This is a genomic window from Qipengyuania proteolytica, from assembly GCF_019711565.1.
GTDB lineage: Bacteria > Pseudomonadota > Alphaproteobacteria > Sphingomonadales > Sphingomonadaceae > Qipengyuania > Qipengyuania proteolytica.
On sequence record NZ_JAIGNN010000003.1, the window covers coordinates 176,983 to 200,477 of the forward strand.

Annotated in this window: 23 protein-coding genes; 9 read left to right on the forward strand and 14 right to left on the reverse strand. The window is 65.3% G+C overall.

The genetic code is table 11. The features are described from left to right. Positions 1-13: 13 nt before the first annotated feature. Genes K3172_RS15020 through K3172_RS15035 form a run of 4 tightly spaced genes read right to left on the reverse strand, consistent with a single transcriptional unit; the run spans position 14 to position 2,672 of the window. Complete coding sequence (locus K3172_RS15020) at positions 14-1,033, reverse strand: S66 peptidase family protein (RefSeq protein WP_221591468.1); 1,020 nt, start codon at positions 1,031-1,033, stop codon at positions 14-16. After that, complete coding sequence (locus K3172_RS15025; protein ID WP_221591469.1) at positions 1,030-1,434, reverse strand: cytidine deaminase; 405 nt, start codon at positions 1,432-1,434, stop codon at positions 1,030-1,032. Before K3172_RS15025 ends, K3172_RS15020 begins: the two co-directional genes overlap by 4 nt. 7 nt (positions 1,435-1,441) lie before the next feature. Beyond that, complete coding sequence (locus K3172_RS15030) at positions 1,442-2,164, reverse strand: glycoside hydrolase family 25 protein (protein WP_247718261.1); 723 nt, start codon at positions 2,162-2,164, stop codon at positions 1,442-1,444. 4 nt (positions 2,165-2,168) lie between these two features. Beyond that, a complete protein-coding gene (locus tag K3172_RS15035; protein ID WP_221591470.1) occupies positions 2,169-2,672 on the reverse strand; it encodes a UPF0262 family protein in 504 nt (167 codons plus the stop codon). Between the two features lie 128 nt (positions 2,673-2,800). Here K3172_RS15035 and K3172_RS15040 point away from each other — a divergent pair, with 128 nt between their 5' ends. Further along, positions 2,801-4,321: a replicative DNA helicase gene (locus K3172_RS15040; RefSeq protein ID WP_221591471.1), complete on the forward strand. Its 1,521-nt coding sequence runs from the start codon at positions 2,801-2,803 to the stop codon at positions 4,319-4,321. A 1-nt stretch (position 4,322) separates the two neighbouring features. On the opposite strand, the gene K3172_RS15045 is transcribed toward K3172_RS15040, so the two are convergent. Continuing rightward, the gene (locus K3172_RS15045) at positions 4,323-5,510 is read right to left on the reverse strand and encodes a phospholipase D-like domain-containing protein (protein ID WP_221591472.1); all 1,188 of its coding nucleotides are present in this window, start codon (positions 5,508-5,510) and stop codon (positions 4,323-4,325) included. Between the two features lie 109 nt (positions 5,511-5,619). Between K3172_RS15045 and rpoZ the strand changes: the two genes are divergently transcribed. Together rpoZ and K3172_RS15055 are read left to right on the forward strand one after the other, a co-directional pair. Further along, the gene (gene rpoZ, locus K3172_RS15050; RefSeq protein ID WP_221591473.1) at positions 5,620-5,964 is read left to right on the forward strand and encodes a DNA-directed RNA polymerase subunit omega; all 345 of its coding nucleotides are present in this window, start codon (positions 5,620-5,622) and stop codon (positions 5,962-5,964) included. Between the two features lie 108 nt (positions 5,965-6,072). Continuing rightward, positions 6,073-7,161, forward strand: a complete 1,089-nt coding sequence (locus K3172_RS15055; protein WP_221591474.1) for a DUF3667 domain-containing protein — start codon at positions 6,073-6,075, stop codon at positions 7,159-7,161. A 63-nt stretch (positions 7,162-7,224) separates the two neighbouring features. Here K3172_RS15055 and ftsH read toward each other — a convergent pair whose 3' ends face one another. The 8 genes from ftsH to K3172_RS15095 all read right to left on the reverse strand — a co-directional run bounded on the left by ftsH (position 7,225) and on the right by K3172_RS15095 (position 16,663). Then, a complete protein-coding gene (gene ftsH, locus K3172_RS15060; protein WP_221591475.1) occupies positions 7,225-9,183 on the reverse strand; it encodes an ATP-dependent zinc metalloprotease FtsH in 1,959 nt (652 codons plus the stop codon). 81 nt (positions 9,184-9,264) lie between these two features. Continuing rightward, entirely contained in the window at positions 9,265-10,230 is a 966-nt protein-coding gene (locus K3172_RS15065; RefSeq protein WP_221591476.1) for a HupE/UreJ family protein, read from the reverse strand. After that, entirely contained in the window at positions 10,227-11,012 is a 786-nt protein-coding gene (locus K3172_RS15070) for a peptidyl-prolyl cis-trans isomerase (protein WP_221591477.1), read from the reverse strand. The genes K3172_RS15065 and K3172_RS15070 overlap by 4 nt, the downstream gene beginning before the upstream one ends. Beyond that, a complete protein-coding gene (locus K3172_RS15075; protein ID WP_221591478.1) occupies positions 11,009-12,952 on the reverse strand; it encodes a DUF3604 domain-containing protein in 1,944 nt (647 codons plus the stop codon). Before K3172_RS15075 ends, K3172_RS15070 begins: the two co-directional genes overlap by 4 nt. A 57-nt stretch (positions 12,953-13,009) precedes the next feature. Then, positions 13,010-13,633 (reverse strand): exopolysaccharide biosynthesis protein, encoded by a 624-nt coding sequence (locus K3172_RS15080; protein WP_221591479.1) that lies wholly within the window; start codon positions 13,631-13,633, stop codon positions 13,010-13,012. Positions 13,634-13,672: 39 nt separating this feature from the next. Continuing rightward, positions 13,673-14,128 (reverse strand): MaoC family dehydratase, encoded by a 456-nt coding sequence (locus K3172_RS15085; RefSeq protein ID WP_221591480.1) that lies wholly within the window; start codon positions 14,126-14,128, stop codon positions 13,673-13,675. Next, positions 14,128-15,549 carry an aldehyde dehydrogenase family protein gene (locus tag K3172_RS15090; RefSeq protein ID WP_221591481.1) on the reverse strand — a complete coding sequence of 474 codons (1,422 nt, stop codon included), beginning with the start codon at positions 15,547-15,549 and terminating at the stop codon, positions 14,128-14,130. Before K3172_RS15090 ends, K3172_RS15085 begins: the two co-directional genes overlap by 1 nt. A gap of 25 nt (positions 15,550-15,574) precedes the next feature. Beyond that, entirely contained in the window at positions 15,575-16,663 is a 1,089-nt protein-coding gene (locus K3172_RS15095) for a CaiB/BaiF CoA transferase family protein (RefSeq protein WP_221591482.1), read from the reverse strand. Between the two features lie 115 nt (positions 16,664-16,778). Between K3172_RS15095 and K3172_RS15100 the strand changes: the two genes are divergently transcribed. Next, positions 16,779-17,564, forward strand: coding sequence for an enoyl-CoA hydratase-related protein (locus K3172_RS15100; protein ID WP_221591483.1), 786 nt, complete (start codon positions 16,779-16,781; stop codon positions 17,562-17,564). On the opposite strand, the gene K3172_RS15105 is transcribed toward K3172_RS15100, so the two are convergent. Then, on the reverse strand, positions 17,561-18,430 hold the full coding sequence (locus K3172_RS15105; RefSeq protein WP_221591484.1) for an HpcH/HpaI aldolase/citrate lyase family protein: 870 nt from the start codon (positions 18,428-18,430) through the stop codon (positions 17,561-17,563). The two genes, K3172_RS15100 and K3172_RS15105, sit on opposite strands and share 4 nt — an antisense overlap. Positions 18,431-18,566: 136 nt before the next feature. Here K3172_RS15105 and K3172_RS15110 point away from each other — a divergent pair, with 136 nt between their 5' ends. The 5 genes from K3172_RS15110 (at position 18,567) to K3172_RS15130 (ending at position 23,493) form a co-directional block, all read left to right on the forward strand. Beyond that, positions 18,567-19,643 carry an aldose epimerase family protein gene (locus K3172_RS15110; RefSeq protein ID WP_221591486.1) on the forward strand — a complete coding sequence of 359 codons (1,077 nt, stop codon included), beginning with the start codon at positions 18,567-18,569 and terminating at the stop codon, positions 19,641-19,643. A gap of 15 nt (positions 19,644-19,658) precedes the next feature. Next, on the forward strand, positions 19,659-19,877 hold the full coding sequence (locus tag K3172_RS15115) for a hypothetical protein (protein ID WP_221591488.1): 219 nt from the start codon (positions 19,659-19,661) through the stop codon (positions 19,875-19,877). 141 nt (positions 19,878-20,018) lie between these two features. Continuing rightward, entirely contained in the window at positions 20,019-21,758 is a 1,740-nt protein-coding gene (locus tag K3172_RS15120; RefSeq protein WP_221591490.1) for an ABC transporter ATP-binding protein, read from the forward strand. Next, positions 21,755-22,675, forward strand: a complete 921-nt coding sequence (locus K3172_RS15125) for a hypothetical protein (RefSeq protein ID WP_221591492.1) — start codon at positions 21,755-21,757, stop codon at positions 22,673-22,675. The genes K3172_RS15120 and K3172_RS15125 overlap by 4 nt, the downstream gene beginning before the upstream one ends. Next, the gene (locus K3172_RS15130; protein ID WP_221591494.1) at positions 22,672-23,493 is read left to right on the forward strand and encodes a metal-dependent hydrolase; all 822 of its coding nucleotides are present in this window, start codon (positions 22,672-22,674) and stop codon (positions 23,491-23,493) included. The genes K3172_RS15125 and K3172_RS15130 overlap by 4 nt, the downstream gene beginning before the upstream one ends. Positions 23,494-23,495 lie beyond the last annotated feature (2 nt).

Below are 23,495 nucleotides of genomic sequence, written 5' to 3' on the forward strand. Positions count from 1 at the left end.
CCCGCAAGCCCGATCAGGCGACCAGCGGTTCGAGTAGGCGGAGCGTGCGCGCATCGGCGTCGAGCTCGACCCGGATGCCGTGCGGCAGGCTCAGCTGGTTGGTGATGTGGCCGATATTGGCGCCGGTGAAGACAGGCACGCCCAGCCCGCCGAGATGATGATCGAGGATCTGGTCGAGCGTCACGCTCGCCTGCTCCTGATCCTCGGCATCGCAGCGCGTGCACTGGCCGAAGACGACGCCCGCGACGCGATCGAGCACGCCGGCCAGCCGCAATTGCTGGAGCATCCGGTCCACGCGATAAACCGCCTCGTTCACGTCTTCGAGAAACAGGATCGCCCCGCCCATATCCGGGAGCCACGGCGTACCCATCAGCGTCGACAGGATGGTGAGGTTGCCGCCGAGCAATCGGCCCTGCGCGATCCCGCCGGCAATCGTGCGACCCGGCCTGCCGACCTCCCCCTCGGCCTCTGCCCCGCCGAGAACCGGCATCTCGCCGGTGAAGGCGAGCCGCCACAGGCTTTCCCAGCTCGCCTTCTCCCACCGGCTCGCGCCATTGGGGCCGTGGATTGTCGCGAAGCCCGCCCGCTGCGCGATGGCGAGATGCAGCGCGGTCGTGTCGCTATAGCCGATCAGCAGTTTCGGATTGGCGCGGATCGCCTGCCAGTCGAGCAGCGGCAGGATGCGCGCGCCGCCCCAACCCCCGCGCACGGCGAAGATCGCGCGCACCTCCGCATCGGCGAACATGGCAGAGACGTCGGCCGCGCGATCGACATCCGCGCCCGCAAGATAGCCGTTCCGATCGTCCACATGCCGACCGAGTTTCGGGACCAGACCCATGCCCCTGATCCAGTGCTGAGCACGGTCGAGCTCATACGGCAGCGTCACCGCGCTGGCCGGGGCGACGAGGCCCACGGTGTCGCCGATCCGCAGACGAGGCGGCTTCGCCGGGGATGCGGCGAGAGCTGGAAAGGGCGAGGCAGCGGTCGCCATGGCCGCTCCCATCACGCCGAGCGCGGCCCGGCGGTCGATCATGCGAGGCTGGCCGGGCCGAAGGCGTGGGGCAGCAGCTGCGACAGCTTCACCCGCGTCACGCTGTCCGGCCCGACGCACAGGATATCCGGATCGGTTCCGCCCAGCTGCGCGAGCTCGTTGAGGACCTGGCGGCAACGACCGCAGGGCGTGATCGGATCGGTGCCGGGTCCGGTGACGGCCACCGCCTCCAGCCCGCCCCGCACACCATCGGCCATCGCTTTCGAGACCGCCACGGTTTCCGCGCACAGCGCAAGCCCGTAGCTCGCATTCTCGATATTGGTGCCGGTCACCACGCTGCCATCGGCAAAGCGCAAAGCCGCGCCGACCGCGAAGTTCGAATAGGGCGAATAGGAATTCGCCGCCGCTTCGCGCGCTGCTGCAATCAGGTCGTCATCGGTCATCCGGTCCTCATTCATAGGGCCGCACCACGACCCAGCGCAGCGGCTGGTCGGCGGCTTCTGTCTTGTGCCAGCGGTTGGCGGTCCACATCAGCCAGGGCCGCGCGGCGTAATCGGGTTCGAACCAGCTGCTGGTGAGCCACAGCTGGCGGTCGATCCGGCGCGAGATGCCGTAGGCCTCCTCGAACGGCTCGTCGGGCGCAAGGATCACCGCCTTGCCCGCATGCGCCTCGATCTGGTTGACCAGCGTCATCAGCTCGCTCTGCACCGCCGCGTCCGAGACGCGGGATGGGCAGTCCTGCGCCGTGCCCTCCAGCAGGATTGCGGGAGGAAGCAGCCCCCGATCGCGTGGCACAATGGTGACGAAATTGGCCGATTGCCCGTCGGCCACGTCGCACAGGTCGAAGCGGTGGGCCGCGCCGACTTCCAGTCCGGCCGCTTTCGCCCGGGCGAAGTTCTGGGCGAAGGCGATGTCGCTCCCGCCGGCCCCATCGCTCGCTTCGAGATAGACGAATTTCGCGCCGAGCCCCGCCAGCGTATCGAAGGCCACCGGCCCGTCCGCCGCGCCGACCAGCGCACCCTGATCGGGCCATGCGGCTTCGTCGGGCTGCCAGTCGCGCCGCTCGTAGAAGCCATAGGCCGCGCCCATGCCGAGCACGAGCAACAGGACCAGCGCCGCCTTGGCCGCGCCCGACAGCCCGTGCCGGGCCCGTGTGCGTTTCCTGCGCGCCAAGCCCTCAGCCCTTGATGTGGAGCACGCAGATCAGCGTGAAGAGACGCCGCGCGGTGGCGAAATCGGTTTCCACCTTGCCTTCAAGCCGTTCCATCAGCAGTTCGGCGGCCCGGTTGTGGACGCCGCGCCGGGCCATGTCGATCGTCTCGATCTCCATCGGCGTCGCCTTGCGGATTGCCTGGTAATAGCTGTCGCAGATCGCGAAATATTCGCGGATCGGGCGGCGAAACCGGGCGAGACCCAGCAGCAATTCCTCGAGCAGCTGGTTGTCCGTGTCCGCGATTGTCATCAGCAACCGCCCGTCGCGCACCGCCAGCGTGAGGTGGTATGGCCCGTTCGCCCCGCGCTCGACCGCGCGGACCGGCTTGAACACGTTTTCCTCGATCAGGTCGAAGATCGCGATCCGCCGCTCCTGCTCGATATCGGCATTGCGCCAGATGATCGTCTGCTCGTCGAGCTCGATCTGCGCGATGCGATGGTCGCCACTTGAGATTGCGGAATCACTCATGTCCGGGCCCGCTTTCGCAGGTTTATGCGGGCCGGGGCAAGTGCTTGCCGAATAGTCCCCGATATCCACAAGCGGCGTGGCCCCATTGCAACTTGCCAGTGCCCTGCCCCTCCCTCCATCAGGGACCCATGGCCGATACCGATCTCCTCTTCCCCGCCGATGATTCGACTGCCGACAAGGCAGCCAAGGGCACGCAGCTCCCTTCCAACCTAGAGGCGGAGGCCGCCTTCCTGGGCGCGGTGCTGATCGACAACAAGGTGATCGAGGAACTGACCACGCCGCTGGTCCCCGACCATTTCTACGAGCCGGTCCACCAGCGAATCTACGAGCGCGTGCTCAAGCTGCTCGACCGCAATTCGGTGGCGACACCGGTCACGCTGAAGCCCTATTTCGAGAGCGACGAGGCGCTGAAACAGCTCGGCGGGGTGACCTATCTCGCCCAGCTCACCGCCGACGGGCAGGGCCTGCTGCACCCGCGCGAGCTGGCCGAGCAGATTTACGACCTCGCGCTGCTGCGCCAGCTGGTGAGCGTCGGGCGCAACCTCGTCGAAGGCGCGCTCGACACCTCGGACGAGGTCGAGCCGCTCCGCAAGATCGAGCAGGCCGAGGCGGATCTCTACCGCGTGGCGGAAGGCGCGAGCACGGGCAGCGAGGCGCAAAGCTTCCGCACTGCCGCCTTCGGCGCGCTGCAGGTCGTGCAGGCGGCGATGAATTCGGGCGGGCGCTTCTCGGGCAAGACCACCGGCCTCGACACGATCAACGACAAGACCAGCGGCCTCCACAATTCGGACCTCGTGATCCTCGCCGGCCGTCCGGCGATGGGCAAGACCTCGCTCGCGACCAACATCGCCTTCAACGCCGCCTCGCGCCTGATGCGCGACCTGCGCGACGGGATCGAGCCGTCGGATTCGCCCGGCGCGGGCGTCGCCTTCTTCAGCCTCGAAATGAGCGCCGACCAGCTCGCCACGCGTATCCTCGCCGAGCAGGCCGAGATTTCGAGCGAGAAGCTGCGGTCGGGCAAGCTAAGCCGCGAGGAATTCCAGCGTTTGAGCTTCGCCAGCCAGGAGCTGACCGACCTTCCACTCTATATCGACGACACGCCCGCGCTGACCATCGGCGCGCTGCGCACCCGCGCGCGGCGGCTGAAGCGACGGCACGATATCGGGCTGGTAGTGGTCGACTATCTCCAGCTGCTGCAGGGCTCGGGCCGCGCGAGCGACAACCGCGTCAACGAAATCTCCGAGATCAGCCGCGGGCTCAAGACGCTGGCGAAGGAGCTGCATGTGCCGGTGATCGCGCTGTCGCAGCTCTCGCGTCAGGTGGAACAGCGCGAGGACAAGCGCCCGCAGCTCGCCGATTTGCGCGAATCCGGCTCGATCGAGCAGGACGCCGACATGGTGTGGTTCATCTTCCGCGCCGAATATTATCACAACGCCACCAAGCCCGACACGCCGGACGAAACCTCTTCGGAAGAGGTGCGGATGAAATATGCCGAATGGGAAGCCCGCCACCTCGAACTGGTCAACAAGGCCACGCTGATCGTCGCCAAGCAGCGGCACGGCTCGACCGGCAACGTGCCCCTGCTTTTCCACAGCGAATTCACCAAGTTCTCCAGTCCCGACGTGCGAAACTACGAGGACTACGAATAGGTCAGATGCCGAGGTTCAGCCTGCGCGTGACCGTGTAGTCGAGCACCGAGACCAGCACCCAGCCCATCCACCAGCGCACCCGGTTGAACAGCGTCTTGCGCTGGCGGTGGAGTTCGGGGGTGATTTCCTCCGACGCCGCGATGTGGCGCGAGATGAAATCGTGCATCGCCTGCGCCAGTTCCTCGTCCTCGATCCGCAGCATGATCTCGAGATTGAGGTAGAGGCTGCGCATGTCGAAATTGGCGCTGCCGACATAGGTCGCATCGTCGAGCACGAGCATCTTGGTGTGCAGCTTGCAGGGGCTAAATTCCCAGATCTTCGCCCCGCGCTTGAGGAGGTAGGAATAGAGCGAGCGGGTCGCCCCCAGCGTCGCGCCATTGTCGCTCTTGGCGGCCATCAGCAGGCGCGTTTTCCCCTTGCGCGCGACCCGCGCAATGCGCCTGAGCAGCGTATAGGGCGGTGAGAAATAGGCCATGAAGATGTCCAGCCGCTCGCCGTCCAAGAGATCGCGCGTCACGCAGCGTGCCCAGCTCGACAGCCCGCGGGTCGGCCCGCCGACCAGCCAGCGGACCTTGCCGTCCTCGCTCTTCCATTCCCACTCCGCGACGGTCCGGCGGATCGCGCGGAAATGGGCGTCCTTGTCGTCGGTCCACGCGACGAGCTTGGCGAACCAGTCGGCCAGGCCTTCGACCGCGTCGCCTTCGAGAAGGATCGCGAGGTCGTTCCAGCCGTTCTCCTCCGGCGGGGCGAAATAGTCGTCGGCGATGTTGAACCCGCCGAACATGGCGTGCTTGCCGTCGGCGATGACCATCTTCTGGTGGTTGCGGATGAGGTAGCGGAAACCGAGCCGCGGGCTGAAACAGAAAAAGCGTCCGCCGGCGTCGACCAGCGGCTGGAGGAACAGGTCGGAAGCCGAGGCGCCGAAGCGGTCGATCACCAGCGTCACCGCGACGCCGCGCGCGGCCGCAGCGACCAGCGCATCGCGCAGCTCGGTGCTGATGCGGTCTTCCTCGAAGATGTAGAAACACACGTCGAGGGTCTCGCGGGCCCCTTCGACCAGCTCGATCAGGGCCGCCCGGCGGTCGGCGCCGCCCGGATAGAAGGTCAGCGACTGGCCCTGCGCCCGATGCGAAAACGGGGCCGGGTCGCGATAGCCCACGGGGCTCGGGCAGGGTTCCTGCGCATTCATCGATCCGCAGCTTTAGCCATCCTGCGCGCCCGCGCAAATCCTTGACTATCCGCCCCTCACCACCTATCTGCCGCGCTTTCCAAGAATCACGAATGACCGGAGTGCCCGAATGGCGCGCGTTACCGTTGAAGACTGCGTAGACAAGGTTCCCAACCGTTTCGACCTGGTGTTGCTGGCTGCCCAGCGCGCCCGCGAAATTTCGGGCGGTGCCGAACTGACCGTCGATCGCGACCGCGATAAGAACCCGGTTGTCGCCCTGCGCGAGATCGCGGAAACCACGATCAAGCCCAAGGAACTCCAGGAAGCCGCCATCACCAACCTGCAGAAGATCCTGCCGGACGACGATGACGAGATGGATGAAGTCGGCTCGCTGAGCCAGTCGGCGGAAGCGCTTCGGATCACCGCCTCTGCGCCGACCCGCTCGACCTCGATCGGCGGCGATTACGAAGGCTAAGCCCTTCCGATCACGAACGAATAGTGGAAAGGCCGCCCATAGGGCGGCCTTTTTGCATTGCAGCACGATCACCGCCCTCGCTATCCTGACGGCGCAACTGGAGGGTTCATGAGCGATTTCGGCGAGGGTTTGGGCACGGCCGTGGAAGGGGGACTGTTCGCCAGGGCGGTCGCCAAGGGCAGCACCGACCTGCCCGAAACCGCGCCGCTCGAAAAAGGACATTTCGCCGAAGGGGCCTGCCTCAATTGCGGCACCGCACTGGTCGGCGCGCATTGCCACGCCTGCGGGCAGAAGGCGCATCTCCACCGCACTATGGGCGCGTTCATGCACGATCTGATGCACGGCGCGCTGCACTTCGAAGGCAAGACCTGGAAGACGCTGCCCCTGCTGGCGTTCAAGCCCGGGCAGCTGACCCGCCGCTATGTCGACGGCGAGCGGGCGCGGTTCGTCAGCCCGATGGCGCTGTTCCTGTTCTCGATCTTCCTGATGTTCGCCGTCTTCCAGATGGTCGGGCTGACCGCGCCGACGGAGATAAGCTCGGCCGATGGCGTGCAGAGCGGGCTCAAGACCATGCTGGCCGATGCGGAGAAGGAACGGGACACGCTCTCGGCGACGCTCGCCGGGATGGAAAAGGGCACACCGGAATATGCCCAGACCGAAAGGGCGCTGAAGGAAGCGCAGGAAACCGTTGCGGGGATCGAGGAAACCGGCAAGCTGGTGGTGCGCGGCGGCGGCTCACTCAAAGACGCCGAGCTCGGCTCCACCGGCTGGAATTTCCTCGACCACGCGATCGAGAAGTGGCGCACGAACCCGGGCCTCATGGTCTACAAACTGCAGACCAACAGCTACAAGTTCAGCTGGCTGCTGATCCCGCTCTCGGTGCCGTTCATGTGGCTGCTGTTCTTCTGGAAGCGCCGCTTCAGGGCTTATGATCACGCGATCTTCGTGACCTACTCGATCGCCTTCATGTCGCTGCTGTTCATCGTGGTGTCGGTGCTGGTGAAGATCGGAGCGCCGGAATGGGCATGGGGGACGCTGATTGGGCTCGCTCCGCCGATCCATATCTACAAGCAGCTGCGCGGCGCCTATGGGCTTTCGCGTTTCAGCGCGTTCTGGCGGCTGTGCGTGCTCATGGTGTTCATCGGGATCGTGCTCAGCCTGTTCCTGCAGCTGTTGCTGGTGCTGGGCGCGTTCTGACGCCCTGAAACGGAAAGGGCGCCCCGATCGGGACGCCCTTCGTTCGCCAGATTGGTGTGAGGGTCAGGCGCCCTGCGGCGCGGTACCTCCACCGAACTTCTTGCCGGCCTTGGGCACCGCCGCACCGGCGACGGGTTTGGCCGCGATCGGGCCCTTGGGCTCGTCCGGGCGGTCGATCCGGCCATCCTTCATGAGCTGGTCGATCTCCTCGCCGGTCAGCGTCTCGTATTCGAGCAGCGCCTGCGCCAGCAGGTGGAGCTTGTCTTCCTGGCTGGTGAGAACTTCGGTGGCGCGCTTCAGGCCGCCCTCGACCAGGTCCTTGATCTCTGCGTCGATCAGCTTGTTGGTTTCCGCGCCGGCCATGGTCCGCTGGGTGGAACCCATGCCGAGATAACCGTCCTGGCTGGCTTCGTACTGCAGCGGGCCGAGCTTGTCGGACATGCCCCACTTGGTGACCATGTTACGCGCAAGGTCGGTTGCATACTGGATGTCGCCCGAGGCTCCGCTCGAGACCTTGTCGTGGCCGAAGATGATTTCCTCTGCGACACGTCCACCCATGGCGACGGCGAGGTTCGCATGCATCTTGTCGCGGTGGTACGAATAGCTATCGCGTTCCGGCAGGCGCATCACCATGCCCAGCGCGCGGCCGCGCGGGATGATCGTCGCCTTGTGGATGGGATCGGATGCCGGCTCGTTGATCGAGACGAGCGCATGGCCGGCCTCGTGATAGGCGGTCATCTTCTTCTCGTCCTCGGTCATGACCATGCTGCGGCGCTCCGCGCCCATCATGACCTTGTCCTTGGCATCCTCGAACTCCTGCATCGCGACGAGGCGCTTGTTGCGGCGCGCCGCCAGCAGCGCCGCCTCGTTGCACAGGTTGGCGAGATCGGCACCCGAGAAGCCAGGGGTGCCACGGGCAATCGTGCGCGGATTCACGTCCGGCGCCAGCGGCAGCTTCTTCATATGCACCGCGAGGATCTTCTCGCGTCCGTCGATATCGGGCACCGGCACCACGACCTGGCGGTCGAAGCGGCCCGGGCGCAGCAGCGCAGGGTCGAGCACGTCGGGGCGGTTGGTCGCCGCGATGATGATGATGCCCTCGTTCGCTTCGAAGCCGTCCATCTCGACCAGCAGCTGGTTCAGCGTCTGCTCGCGCTCGTCGTTCGAATTGCCGAGGCCGTGGCCGCGCGAACGGCCGACCGCATCGATTTCGTCGATGAACAGGATGCAGGGCGCGTTCTTCTTCGCCTGTTCGAACATGTCGCGCACGCGGCTCGCGCCGACGCCGACGAACATTTCCACGAAGTCCGAGCCCGAGATGGTGAAGAAGGGGACGCCCGCCTCACCCGCGATCGCGCGGGCGAGCAGCGTCTTGCCGGTACCGGGCGAGCCGACGAGCAGCGCACCCTTGGGGATCTGGCCGCCGAGCTTTGAGAAACGCTGCGGATCGCGCAGGAACTCGACGATTTCTTCCAGCTCTTCGCGCGCCTCGTCGATGCCGGCGACATCGGCAAAGGTCACCTTGCCCTGGCGTTCGGTCAGCAGCTTGGCCTTGGACTTGCCGAAGCCCATCGCGCCGCCCGCGCCGCCGCCCTTCTGCACCTGTCGCAGTGCGAAGACCGCGATGCCAAGGATCAGCACGAAGGGCAGGATCTGGATCAGCGCATAGAGGAGGATGTTCTGGTTGTCGGCTTCCTTGCCCGAATACTGGACGCCGTTGTCCTCCAGCAGCTGCGGGAGCGTTTCGTCCTTGGGGATTGGGACAGTCGAGAAAGCCTCGCCGTTCTTGGTCTCGCCCACGATCAGCTTTTCGGAGATCTGGACCGACTTGATCGAGCCTTCGGCCACCTTGTCGCGGAAGTCCGAATAGAGGATCGAGGTGCCGTTGCCCTGCGCCCCGCCGCCGAAGACGGAAACCACCATCAGCAGGGCGAGGAAAATACCGCCCCAGATCATCAGGCTCTTCACCCAGGGGTTGGGGCCATTGCCCTCCGGTTCGGGCGGGGTGTTCTGCTCGCTCATGCGCAGGAGTCCTTTCGTTGGCGATAATGTAGGATCGCACGGGTGAATGGCAAGTTGACTGCGCTTGCGATATTTTCGCTCTCAGGCAGCGATCCGTTCGATCAGCCAGAAGGCTCCGGTGATGCCGATGGCATAGGTGGCGAGCTTGAGTGCGGGCGCTTCGGCCTTCGGGGCAATTCTGGCAATCGCCGCGCGGATCGCGAGGACAGCGGCGATCACGAGCAATTGCCCAGCTTCGACGCCGAGGTTGAAGCTGACGAGCGCCGCGGGCACCTCGCCCTCGGGCAGGCCGATTTCGCGCAGGGCACCGGCGAAGCCGAAGCCGTGGAGCAGGCCGAAGGCGAAGGCCACGATCCACGGCAGGCGGCGGGTGAAGGTGTCCCTGCCCTTGGCCAGCTCGACCGCGAGAAACACGATGCTGAGCGCGATCAATGCCTCGACCGGGCGCTGCGGCAGCCCGGTGACGCCGAGCGTCGTCGCCACCAGGATCATGGAATGGGCTACAGTGAAGGCAGTCGCGGCTTTGATGACCGGCCAGGGCCGCGCCACGAGCAACACCAGAGCAATGACGAACAGCAGGTGGTCCCACCCGCCGAGGATATGCCCGACCCCGATCGCGAAATAGCTGCGCCATACCTGTGCCGCACCGGGCCGCACCGCGATGGTCGCGTCGGGGTGGTCGACGGTGAGGCGGTGGACCTGCACCGGTCGGCCGAGCGGGGCGACGCGCAGGATCGCATCGCCCTGCCCCGCCAGCGTGGGCCAGCCAATTGTGCTGCCCGCCACGTCGCCCTTGCACCGCACCTTCGCGCTGCCGAGCAGGGCCAGCGCGGCGCTATCGCGGCGCGGCTCGCCATCGAGGGCGCAAGCGGCTGGCAGGGACGGGATCGTCAGGCGACTATCGGCAGGCCCGGCGACCGGCTGCTTCCAGGTCAGCACCCAAAGTGATTCATCCACTTGCTCGAACTGGATCGAGACGGGACGCAATTCGTCGGCCAGGACCGGCGAGCCGACCAGCAAGGCCAGAGCGGCGAGCAGCCACCTCATTCGCGCTCGACCCGATAGGCTTCGCGCAGGACCTCGTAGGCGCGCTCCCGCCGCTCGGCGATGGTCGCATTGCGCCAGTCGGCCTCGACGAGATCGCGGATTTCGCCGAGCGGCGGCACCTTGCCGGGGGTCCGTTCGCGCAGGCGGACGAGGTGCCAGCCAAAGCCAGATGGGACCGGTCCCTGCCATCTCTCGACCGGCTGCAGCACGGCAAGTTCCTGCACGAATTGCTGGCCGAAGGTTTCGCGTACCTCGCTGGTCGGCATCCGTGCCACCGATCGCGGCAGGCTGATGGGGTTGCCGCGCGGGTTGGGGGTGGCGAGCGCCCGTCTCGCCGTGTCCTCGCCGGCAAACCACGCCTGGTCGAAGCTCAGCGCCCCGCCACCGGCGAACCGTTCGGGATGCGCCGCGAGCCATTGCTCGAGCGTCTCCTCCGACACAGTCGCGGTTTCGGCGCTGGCGGTAGCCAGCTCGTCCATCTTGGTCGCCAACCTTCGGCGGACAACCGCGTCGTCCTCGTCCAGCCCGAGCCGCAAGGCCTCGCGATAGAGCACCTCCTCGCGCACCCAGCGATCGATCAGGCCGTCCATCTCCGCATCGGTCGGCGGGCGGCCCATGATCCGCTCGAAACCGAGCGCGATTCCCGCCTGCCGCTCGCGCGTGATCGCGATCGTGCGGTCCGCCGGATCGACCGGATTGCCCCACCAGCCCAGCGCCGCGTAGATCGCCGCGCCGGCGAGCAGGAAATGGACCAGCGGCTCGCGCAGCCAGCTGCGGATCACGTCTTCCCCATGATCATCGGCGCATCGCCGACCTGCTTGCGCGCCTTGGGCCTGAGCCACACGGGCGAGCTGTAGGCACGCTCCTGCGCGACGCCGTCCGCAAGGGCCTCGGGCGACAGGGTGATGCCGAACCGCTTGGCATCGAACAGGGTCCAGCGCGGGGTCGGAATCTCCAGCACGCGCACGTAATAGAACGCCCGCTGGCCCGCACGATAATCCGGATCGGTCCAGGTAGCCCGCAGCTCCGCAGCGCCGATGCTGTTCTCGTAGCTGGCTTCGGCGCGGTCGACGGTGTCGCCGACCGGCGGGATCTTGCCGCCTACCCGGGCGCGCTTGCCGTCCATGTCCGACCAGGCGACGTCGTAAACGCGCTCCTGCGCTTCGCCGTTCGCGTCGACCCAGCCCTTGATCACCTGCACGCGGTCGAGGTTGGCCCCGTCGGGGTCCTTAAGCGCCGAGATGAGGAAGACGGGGGCCTTGCCGCCATCCTCCAGTTCACCGCCCATCGGCACACCGCGCGTGTAGCCTGCGCGCACCCAATCGCCTTCCCACTCGTTGGCCTCGAAATCGAAGCCGGCGAACAGGCGCAGCACCATCCGCGGGCCCGTGGTCGCGTAGGTTTCGCGCCGCATGAAGGCGTCGAAGATTTCCGCCCGCGTATTCCCGCGCGCCCACGCAGCCGCATAGCCGCCAGCAAGGTAATGCCAACCGAAGCGCCCCACCCGCGTGCCGAGGTTCTGCGGCGCCATCGCACGCTCCGCCTTGGGTTCGTTATTGGTGTGCTTGCCGAAGAAGTTGTCCTCGTCGCCCGTGGCGAGCGCGGTGTGGCTGTCGGTCGAGCCGATCAGGCCGAAGGCATAGGGGTTGACGCCCAGCTGCTGTTCCAGCGTCAGCCCGCGTAGCAGCGCCGAGCGGATGTAGGAGCCGGGCAGCATTCCGGGCGTGGTCTTGTGCGTGAGCGGGAGGTTGCCGAGGTCCCAGCCCGCCACGCCGAAACCGGCGAACTCGTCATTGGGCGAGAGCAGTGGATGCGTCTCGCTGTCGCCCTTGATCTGCGTCGCCTCGACCACCGGCTCGCGCGCGGCGCGGCGGCGGGCGTATTCCGCGGTCATCGGTCCGCCGTCGGGTCCGACGAGGTCGAACATCATGCCGTTCGACAGGTTCGAATTGTGCGGGATGGCGAGCACCTTGCCGCCGGTCTCGGCCTCGTAGGCGTCCATATAGTCCCACAGCTGCTCGACCTTGGTGTCGATGCCGGGGAACGGGACCACCGTGCCGGTCTTCGCGCTGCCATCTCTGAACATGACCACGCGGTGGAGGTTGTTGCCATCGGGCATCAACGACCATTCGAAACCGGCAAAAGCGGTAAACGTGCCCGGCTGGTTGTAGCGGTCGAGCAGCGCGAGGTGCTTGTCCCACAGGTCGCGCGTGGCCTTGCCCTGCCGCTCGGGATCGCGCAGCGCTTCGGGGATCTCGTCGTTCGCCGCCGCCGTGATGAGCTCGGCCACGGCGCGGGTCGACTGGTCGGGGCTCACGTGCATCATGTCGCGCCAGCGCCGCAGCGTCGGGTCGCGCACCAGCATGCGCGGCGCATCGTAGAGCCTGCGCGTCGCGCCCATGGCGTCCGAATGGTCCGAGATGACGAGGAAATCGAGCGGCCGGGCGAGCTGCGCCTTCATGCCGGTGGTCGCCGTCACCTCCTCACCCCGCGCGAACTTCAGCGCGTCTTCCGGCCCGAGGCGGACGCCGAAACCGAAGGCGTCGACCGAGATATCGGTATGGAGATGGGTGTCGCCCCAATAGGGCCGGTCGGGAAACTCGCCGAGTGCGATCGTCTCCGTTCCGTCGCCGCTTTGCGCTCCGTCGGCGGTGTCGCTGACCGCCGCATTGCAGGCCGCCAACAGGCTGCACGCCACCAGAACAGCCCAGGTCCCGCGCATTGCAATCCTCCCCAATTGCTTTTCGCGAGCCGAGTTTGCGCGTGCAGTTAGCCAGCGTCAACTGCCGAAGGGCGTGGCTCCGTCGGGCGTGAGATACACCCACAGGCCGATGGCCGTGGCGAAACCCGTGAAGATCAGCGAGCCCAGCACCAGGCCGCCATCGCGCACCAGCAGCGCCAGTCCCAGGATCGCGATGGCCAGCATCGGGATCGAACTGGCGAAAGGCAGGAACTCGAGCGGCGGGACGGTCGCGCACAGCAGCAGGATGGCCACCGCGACGAGCTTGATCGCAGGACCCTGAGTGAGGTTTTCCAGCCGCCCTTCGCTGTGTCGGTCGAGGAAATCGCCTACGCCGCGCAGCTTGCCGACCGCCTTGTGCAAATTCTTGCCGCTCACCGACCGCTGCTGAATGAACTGCGGCATCCAGACATGATCCTTGCCGAAGAGCAGTTGCGCTGCGGTGAGCGCGATGATGAGCGCCAGAAAGGTCGGGACGCCGGGAATGCCGCCGACCGGGCTCAGCTCGAGCAGCGCGGGGAGCATGATCAGCGGCCCGAAACTTCGCCCACCGAAATCGTCGAGCACGTCGCCGATGCAGACATTGTCATGCGTCGCGGCCAGCTCGTCGAGCTCGCCGAGTACGTCCTTGACCGATTCCGGTTCCTTGCCGGTTGCATCCATGGGCCGCTTCTCCTCGCCACCCAACGGCTCATAGCTCGCTTAGCTCCCGCCGCGCTTCTTCAGCAGTGCCGAGCGTTCGCAGCGGCACACTACCTCGCCGCGCTGGTTGATCGCCTCGTGCACGAAGGTGACGATCCCGGCATCGGGCCGCGACTTGCTCTCGCGCAGGCCCACGACCTCGCTCGTCGCATGCAGCGTATCGCCGATGAATACCGGCTTGGGCATCACCAGCTTGTCGTAGCCGAGGTTCGCCACCAGCGTCCCGAGCGTCGTGTCGCCGACCGACAGCCCCACCATCAGCGAGAAGGTGAAGGTCCCGTTGACGAGGATCTGCCCGAATTCGCTCGCCTTGGCCGCCTCGAGGTCGAGGTGCAGCGGCTGCGGGTTGTGAGTCATGGTCGTGAACAGCAGATTGTCCGTCTCGGTGACGGTGCGCCGGATCTCGTGCTCGATCCGGTCGCCCATCTGCCATTTGTCGAAATGCCGCCCTGCCATCAGGCGTCGAAGCCCATCACGGCCTTGACCTCGAGGAATTCGTGGAAGCCGAATTCGCCCCATTCGCGGCCATTGCCCGACTTCTTGTAGCCGCCGAAGGCCGCGTTCATGTCGTAGCCGCCGTTGATGGCAACGCGGCCCGCACGGATCCTGCGCGACAGCTGCTTCGCGGTCTCGATATCCTCGCCCATGATGTGGCTGGCGAGCCCGTATTCGGTGTCGTTGCCGATCCGCACGGCGTCGTCATAGTCCTCGTAGCCGAGGATGCAGAGCACGGGTCCGAAGATTTCTTCGCGCGCGATGGTCATGTCGTTGGTGACATCGGCGAAGACGGTCGGCTTGACGTAATGGCCGGTCTCGAGGCCTTCGGGCTTGCCCGGGCCGCCGGCGACCAGCGTCGCGCCTTCCTCGATGCCCTTGGCGATCAGGCCCTGGATCTTGTCCCACTGCGCCTTGGAAACGACCGGGCCGATGGTGGCGTTGCCCCTGGGATCGCCGGGAATGACGCTTTCGGCGGCTTCCTTCGCGGCCACCTTGGCTTCTTCCATGCGCGCATGCGGCACGAACATGCGGCTGGGCGCGGTGCAGGTCTGGCCGGAATTGCCCATCATCGCGGTGGTCCCGCGTGCGACCGAGCGGGTAAAGGCACCGTCGTCGAGGATGATGTTGGGGCTCTTGCCGCCCAGTTCCTGCGCCACGCGCTTGACCGTCGGCGCGGCGTTGGCCGCGATCGCGATGCCGGCGCGGGTCGAACCGGTAAAGGAAATCATGTCGATGTCCTCATGGCCCGACATTGCGGTGCCGACGCCCGGCCCGTCACCGTTGACGAGGTTGTAGACGCCCGCCGGCACGCCAGCCGCATGCATGATCTCGGTGAAGATCGCCGCATCGAACGGGGCAATTTCGCTAGGCTTGAGGATCATCGTGTTGCCGGTCGCGAGCGCCGGGAAGACCTTGCAGGCAATCTGGTTCAGCGGCCAGTTCCAAGGGGTGATCATCCCGACCACGCCGATGGGTTCGTAGATATGCAGCGTCGGGCCGTCCTGGCGTTCGAATTCGAACTTCTCGAGGATGCCGATGGCGGTCTGCAGGTGGCCGGCGAGCAGGCCCGTGTGCGGCCCGCTGGCGAGGCTCATGGGCGCGCCCATCTCGTCGCTCACCGCGCGGGCAAGGTCTTCCTTGCGCTTCTCGATCTCCGCCAGGATCGACCGCATCAGTTCGAGCCGCTCGGCCCGCGAAGAGAATTGCCAGCTGTCGAACGCGCGGCGCGCGGCGACCACCGCCTTGTCGACATCGGCGGCAGTGCCGAAGGAAATATGGCCGATGGTCTCTTCGGTCGCCGGGTTCTCGACTTCGACCGTATTCGGCGTGACCGGGTCGACCCACTGGCCGTCGATATAGAACTGGGTGTATTCGTACATGGCTGTCTCCTCTTGGGGACGCCCTCTAGCCGTCCTTGCGCCAGCGCTCAACGACCTCGGCACCGTCTTCGGCCGCCGCGCGGATTGTGTTCGGCGTCCGGTCGAAGCGGGGGGCGGGCGCGGTGTGCCAGCGGCCATCGTGCTCCACATAGGCGCCGCGCGCCTTCATGTGCGGATGCTCGCGCGCCTCGTCCATCGGTATAACGGGGGCGAAACAGGCGTCGGTCCCTTCGAGCAATTCGCACCATTCGGCCTGCGTCTTCGTCTTGAAGAGCGCCGCAAGGTCGCCGGTGTAGTCGTCCCAATTCGCCGGGTTCATCTGGCCGTCGCGCAGCTTTTCGGGCGCATCGGCGCGCTGGAGGAGCTCGGCATAAAACTGCGGCTCGATCGCGCCGACGCTGATTTCCTTGCCGTCGGCGCATTCGTAGCAGCGGTAGAAATGCGCCGCCCCGCCCAGCAGGCCGGTGCCGCGCTCGGTGGTGCGGATCGAGCTCGGCGGCTGGCCGAAGAAGAAGCTCATCAGGCTGGTCACGCCGTCGACGATCGCCGCATCGACCACCTGCCCCTTGCCGCTGCGCTCGCGCTCCCACAGCGCGGCGAGGATGCCCAGCGCGCAATACATCGAGCCTCCGCCGAAATCGCCGACGAGGTTCTGCGGCGGGATCGGCAAATTGCCTTTGGTGCCGATGGCATCGAGCGCGCCGGTGATGGCGATATAGTTGAGGTCGTGGCCGGCCGCCTGCGCCAGCGGCCCCTCCTGGCCCCAGCCGGTCATGCGGCCATAGACGAGGCGCGGATTCGCCTTCAGCAGCTCGTCCGGCCCCAGCCCCAGCCGCTCCATGACTCCGGGCCTGAAGCCTTCAATCAGCACATCCGCCCTGGCCAGCGCATCGAGGCAGAACTGCCTGCCCTCATTGCTCTTGAGGTCGACCGCCACGCGGTGCCGGGCGCGTTCCACGACCGGGTTCATCGGCCGGTAGCCCTGGCGCTCGATCCGCACGACTTCGGCGCCCATGTCCGCCAGCAGCATGGCGACGTGCGGCCCCGGACCGATTCCCTGGAATTCGACGACCTTCAATCCGGTCAGCGGTCCGTTGCTTGCTGTAACTGCCATGCGCATCTCTCTCCTCTCGCGTGGCCACCTGCATGCCAAGCCGCGCGATGGGTTGCAATTGCGAACGTGATTGCGCAGGACGCTTCCCACACAGCGAGAGACGGGAGAGGCACACATGAGCGAGTACCAGACCATCACGAGCGGACGCAGCGGCGATGTGCTCACGATCACGCTCAACCGGCCCGAGCGGCTCAACGCCTGCCCGCCCGAGATGGCCGACGAGATTTTCGACGCGATCCGCAATCTCGGCGATGCGCGGGCCGTGCTGCTCACCGGCGAAGGCCGCGCCTTTTGCTCGGGCGCAGACCTTTCCGCCCGCGGCGAGCGATCGGTGACCGGCGGCGAAGGCGCATTCCAGTCGCTGACGAAGCATTACAACCCGATGGTCCAGACCTTGGCGACCCTGCCGGTACCGGTCGTTTCCGCCGTGCAGGGACCGGCAGCGGGCGTCGGCTGCTCGATCGCGCTCGCGGCCGATTTCGTGCTCGCCGGCAAGAGCGGCTATTTCCTGCAGGCCTTCGTCAATATCGGCCTCGTGCCCGATGGCGGGTCGAGCTGGATGCTGCCGCGCCTGGTCGGCACGGCGCAGGCGACGCGCATGATGATGCTGGGCGAGAAGATCCACGGCGAAGAGGCCGAGCGGATCGGCCTGATTTACAAATGCGTCGAGGACGACGTGCTGATGGACGAGGCGAAAGCACTGGCGGAACGTCTCGCGAGCGGCCCGACCGTCGCGCTCGGCCTGATGAAGCAGACGCTGCGCGACGGCTTGCACTCCGACTTCGGCACCACGCTCAGGCGCGAGGCGGAGACGCAGAAGATCGCCGGCGGCACCAAGGATGCAATGGAAGGCGGCATGGCCTTCCTGCAGAAGCGGAAGGCTGCCTTTACCGGCGCCTAATCGCCATCGACCTGCGCCAGCAGCTGCTGTGCGCGGGAGAGGTGCGGGCGGTCGAGCATCCCGCCCTTCCACCCGATCGTGCCTGCGCCGGGATTGGCCGCGAACAGCGCCACGATCTCGCGCGCTTCGGCGATTTCGTCTGCGCCCGGCGTGAAGGCCGCGTTGATCACGTCGACCTGCGCCGGGTGGATCGCGAGCATACCGCGAAAGCCCGCGCGGCGCACTGTCTCGGCGCGAGACTTCAGCTTTTCGGTGTCGCGGAAATCGGCCTGGATCGTCTCGATCGCCGGGACGCCAGCGGTGGCTGCGCCGAGCAGGCAGAGGCTGCGCGCAAGCTCGTAGGTGAAGGCGAAGCTGCCGTCGGGATTGCGGTTGCTGATCGCCCCGATCGAATCGGCGAGGTCTTCCGCCCCCCAGGTCAGCGCGACCAGCCGCGGTGCACCTTTGAAGTCGCCGGCGTGGAACATGCTCTCGGCCACTTCGGTCAACAGCACGATTACCGGCGTCGAGCCGATCTCGATCCCGTTCGCCGCCTCGAGCGCGGACAGGTATTTGTCCAGCGCCTCCACATCCTGCCGCCCATAGGCCTTGGGCAGCATGATCCCGCCCGGCCTGCCCGGCATCACCGCCGCAAGGTCATGCAGCGTATAGGGCCCGTCGAGCGGATTGACCCGCACGAAAATGCGATCGCGCCTTTCGGGGTTGGCATCGAGGAAGTCGCGGATCATCCGCCGCGCCACCGGCTTGTTGTCGGTCGCGACCGCATCCTCGAGGTCGAAGATCACGACATCGGCCGTACCTTCCACTGCCTTGCCCATCTTCTTTTCGCTATCGCCGGGCGCGAACAGCCATGACCGCATCTTCATCGTGGGAGCCTCTCTCCTGAACTGCCCCCTCCAGCACACCTTTTGCGCGGCTTTTTCAACCCGTGGCGTGCATTCGATCCCAAGCTGCGCGCGGGGCTTGCGGTCGCGCATGCGATCTGCTCGCTAGGATAAACCTATGATCGCGGGGCAGATCGGCGTGGCCAGAGAAGAGCTTTTCGAGACGCTGGAGGATGGCCGCGAGGTGTCGCGCTGGACCTTGCGCAATGCGAGCGGCGCGGGCCTGACGGTTATGGATCTCGGTGCGACGATCCTGACGCTCGAGGTGCCGGACCGCGATGGGCGTCTTGCCGATGTGGTCACCGGCTTCCACCGCGCGGCCGACTACATGCGCGATACCGCCTATCACGGCGCGGTGATCGGGCGCTTCGCCAATCGCATCGCGGGCGGGCGCTTCGCGCTCGGCGGGCGCGACTACGTGCTGGCAACAAACAATCCGCCCAACACACTTCATGGCGGGCAAAGCGGATTCGACAAGCGTCTCTGGCAAGCGGAAGCCATCCAGACATCCGCCGGCGAAGGCGTGCGGTTCACGCTCGTCAGCCCGGCGGGCGACGAGGGTTTCCCGGGCGAAGTCCACGTCAGCACGACCTATGCCTGGACCGCCGACAACCACCTGATCATCGACTATGCCGCGACCAGCGACGCGCCCTCGCCATTTAACGTGACGCAGCACAGCTACTGGAACCTCGCCGGTGCCGGGTCCGGCAGCGTGATGGATCATCATCTCGCCATCGCGGCCGAAACCTATCTTCCGGTCGACGGGACCATGATCCCGACCGGCGAAATCGCCCCGGTCGCGGGCACGCCCTTCGATTTTCGCACCGCCAAACCGGTGGGCCGCGACATCGAGGCTGCCGACGAACAGCTGGCGCGGGGCGGCGGCTACGATCACACCTTTGTGCTGGGCGGCGAGGGCTTGCGCGAGGTTGCGGTGCTGGCAGACCCACAATCCGGCCGCCGTATGATCGTCTCGACCGACTTGCCCGGACTGCAGCTTTACACCGGCAATTTCCTCGACCCTGCCGCAAGCGGCAAGCAGGGCCGACCCTACCCCCCGCGCAGCGCGATCGCGCTCGAAACGCAGTTCTTCCCCGACAGTCCCAACCAGCCGCAATTCCCGCCCGCGGTCATCGCCCCGGACCGGCCGTTCGCAAGCCGCACGATCTATGCTTTCGAATCCGAGGCCGTGTGATCGGCGCCTCTCAAGATGCGCCGCTCGACTATCGGCCTGGGCTTCGCTGACCCCGAACATCGCACAAGCAATTTCTCTTTTGCCAACGGCGCGGCCCCGCGCACATTCAGGTGGCTCGGCAGTTCGATTGGTTCCGAATATCCAGTCACCCATACTGAAAGACGTGCGACCATAAACTCTGCAAGAGAAGTCGAAGATGCCGGAAATTTTCTCTCCGCCTTGCAAAATGAGTGAAGGCGCGACCTCTCTTTCGGGCCATTCCTCTCGCTATAAGAAATTCCTTATATCAAATACTGTTGACCTTTTGAACCTTTCTCTGGATCAGTAACTTCAATTGCCAAGAAATCTGTTCAAATACGGAAGTTCGCTACCATCGTGTCAATCAGTGCAGATAATCAGTTCAGTCTCGGTCCGAGTTTTGCGGAAAATCCGCGCGAGCTTTTCGCGCTGATATCGCCTTCAGCAACACGTACGGCGGGACTTTTCTTGCTGGCTGCCGTCAGCGCTGTCGCTGCACTTGCCGTGCCGCTGATCTTGCGCACGCTAGTCGATACGTATCTCGGCAAGACGGGAAACGCCCAATACGTGCCGGTGGTGATTGCGCTCGTGGGGTGCCTCGTGGCCGGGAGTGCGGCGGAAGGGCTGCGCGCCTATCTGGCCAATCGAGCGGAAATCGATGCGGCTTTGCGGCTCAAGGCGGCCTTTACTGCACAGATGCTGTGTACAGACCTGAGATTCTTTTCAGGCAACGACAGCGGGTTTCTCACTTCCATTATTCTAAACGACGTTGAAGCGACCACTAAAATTTACAGCGCCGCGATCAATTTGCTCGTCGCTGTCGTCATGCTGGTCTTTTCGATCGCAATCCTTTTCGCGCTGGACTGGAGACTGGCGCTGTTGGCCAGCCTCGTCGTGATCGTCTCGATCCTGGTCGTCACGCCACTGGCCATTATCTCCGGCAGGCTGCAGAAAACCTTGCTTGCGAACCTGGCACTAGGCGGGTCGACCCTCTTTCGTGTGTTTACCAATGTGCGGTTGGTGAAGGCCAATGTCATGGAGAGCGCCGAGGTCGACCGGATCGGCGCTGTGCTTGCCAATCTGAGAGACCAGAAGAATGCGATGTCGCGGGCGACATCCTTCATCGGCCCGGTGATTACGATCGTCTTCTCGTGCGGCGTCCTCGCCTTGACCATTGTGGGCGCAGCCCGGGTTGCTGACGGCACCCTAAGCGGCGGTACGCTGGCGGCGTTTTTCGCCTATATCCTCGGCCTGATCCCCTTGCTGTTCCAGATCGGAAGTGGTGTCCAAGCCAGCCGGATGGCCGTGGCATCATCCTCTTCCATCTGCCGAATTCACGAAGAAGCCGCTGTGGGCGAGGACGCGCTGCAGCGAGCCTCGTGTGCGCCTGTGCCCGGTCCCGGCTGCGGACCGCTCGTGATCGAACGCCTGCGGCTGTCCTACCCCGGCGAAGAGCGCCCGGCCGTGTCGGTCCCCAGCCTGCATGTTCCTGAAGGCGCATTCGTGTCGATTGTCGGCGGCAACGGAAGCGGAAAGTCTACCTTTCTTTCGGCGCTTCTGCGTCTGCACCCGGTCAGCGAGGGCGCCATAACCTGGTCGCGCACATCCATCCACGATTACGATCTGAAATCATGGCGCCGCTCGATCGCCTACGCCGCGCCGACCGCGACCCTGCTCCCCGGCACCTTGCGCGAGAATCTCGTTTACGGCTGCGAAGACTTGCCGACGGCCTCCGCCATCGAAGATGCCCTCTTTGCAGTCGGCGCGGATAGGTTCGTGGCCGCGAAAAGCGCTGGCCTGGATACGGTCATCGACGACAAGGGCGGGGGCCTGTCGAACGGGGAAGCGCAACGCATCGCGCTGGCGAGGATCATCCTGCAAAAGCGACCGCTCGTCCTGCTCGACGAAGCCACGGGGTATCTCGACGAGGCCTGCGCGGCGCAAGTGCTTGCAACGTTGCGACGCAAGCTGCCCGCTTCGACGATCCTCTACACGACCCACCGGTCTTCCGAAGCGGCCCTTGCAGACAAGGTCCACACAATGGAGCGGGCCCCCGCACCTGCACTCAATCCTGCCGAGCGGAGCGAAGCACGATGAAGTTCCTCAATCCCGCTATTGCAGCGATCGACAGGTTCTCCTCCAAACTCATGCTGGCCTATTACGATAATCTGGCCATCAAGCATCCCATCGAGCCGCGCCCGCATGGTCTGGGCCGCCCGCTGGCGGTCAACCTGACGTCCTATCCCCCGCGTTTTGCCACGCTGCACCTCACGCTCGATTCCTTGCTCAAGCAGGAGGTGCGTCCAGACGCGATCCGGCTCTGGATCGCACGGGACGATTTTGCGGACCTTCCATTGGAAGTCCTGAAATACGGCAAACGCATCGAAATCCGCCCTACGGACGACCTGCGCTCCTACAAGAAGCTGGTCCCTGCGCTTGCAGAGCACGCCGAAGAGTTCAATGTGGTGGTCGACGACGATGCCTACTACAACCGCTATTGGTTGCGGCAACTTGTCGAAGGTTACGATCCGGCAAACCCGTCGAGCGTGTGCCACATCGCGTTCCGCATTCGAAGCGGCGCAGACGGCCTCCCCCTCCCCTACATGCAATGGAAGTTCGACGTGCGCGACGAGAGGGCGCGGCTCATATCGGGCGACCTTCTTCCGATCGGATTGGGGGGTGTGCTCTATCCCCCGAACGCATTTCACGAAGATGCGACCCGGGTGGCCCTGTTTCAGGAACTGGCGCCGGATGCCGACGACCTCTGGTTCTTCGCGATGGCGCGGCTGAACGGGCTCGCCACAAAAAAGGTTGGGCCACGATTCTTGCCGATCCTTTGGCCGGGGACGCGCGAGAATTCGCTCTGGCAGAACAATCGCGGAGTTCTGAACGATCGTGCAATTGCGAAACTTGTCGACAGGTACGGCCCCGCCCTGTTCGATACGCAGGCCACTCCCCTGACGCTCCAACCGACCACGCCCGTGGCTTCGCATGACCCGGTGCTGGTCCCGTGAGCAATTTGAACATTCGCCAGCTGTCCTACGATTTCGAGGGTATCGATTTCGTATGGAACCCACAGAATCCCGCCTTTTCCTATCTGGCGAATGTCATTTCGTTCCAGACGATCGGTTTCGAGAAGTTCATCTGCAAGACGGTGCACGAGGTCTTGCCGCTGATCGAAGACCACATGCTGAGGGCTGAGGCGGAGGATTTCGCCAAGCAGGAGATGATGCACTCGAAAGGGCACATGACACATGTACGCGGGTTGATCGGACGCTACCCTGACCTTCAGGATGTCTTCAACGAGTCGGTGCGCGATTTCGAAAGCAAGTGGGCCGCCCACAGCACCGAATACCGCCTGGCCTATTCGGCAATCGTCGAGGGGACTTCGCTTCCGCTCTACAAGATCATCATCCGCCATCGCGAACGCCTGGTGTTGCCGGGAGATGCGCGGGTCGCCTCCTTGCTGCTGTGGCATTTCTGCGAGGAGATCGAGCATCGCAGTTCCGCGCTGAAGCTGTACAATGCGTTGGTCGGCAAACCCTTTTACCGTCTTCGGGTGTTTCCCGACGTCGGCCAGCACCTCGCCGCGAACATGATGCGGATTGCCGATCGGTTCTTCCGGATCGTGCCCGAGGCGGCCGGGATCGATATGCGTCAAGCGATGGCGGATGTACCCCGCCTCGACCGCGCGAGGATGACGGCGAGCCTGTTCGCCTCACAGTTGCCGTTCTACAATCCCTCGAGGGGCTCGGTGCCGGACTACTGTTCGATCTGGCAGGAAAGATACGAGGCCGGTGCCGACATGACGTCGAAAACCGTCCTCTCCTGACG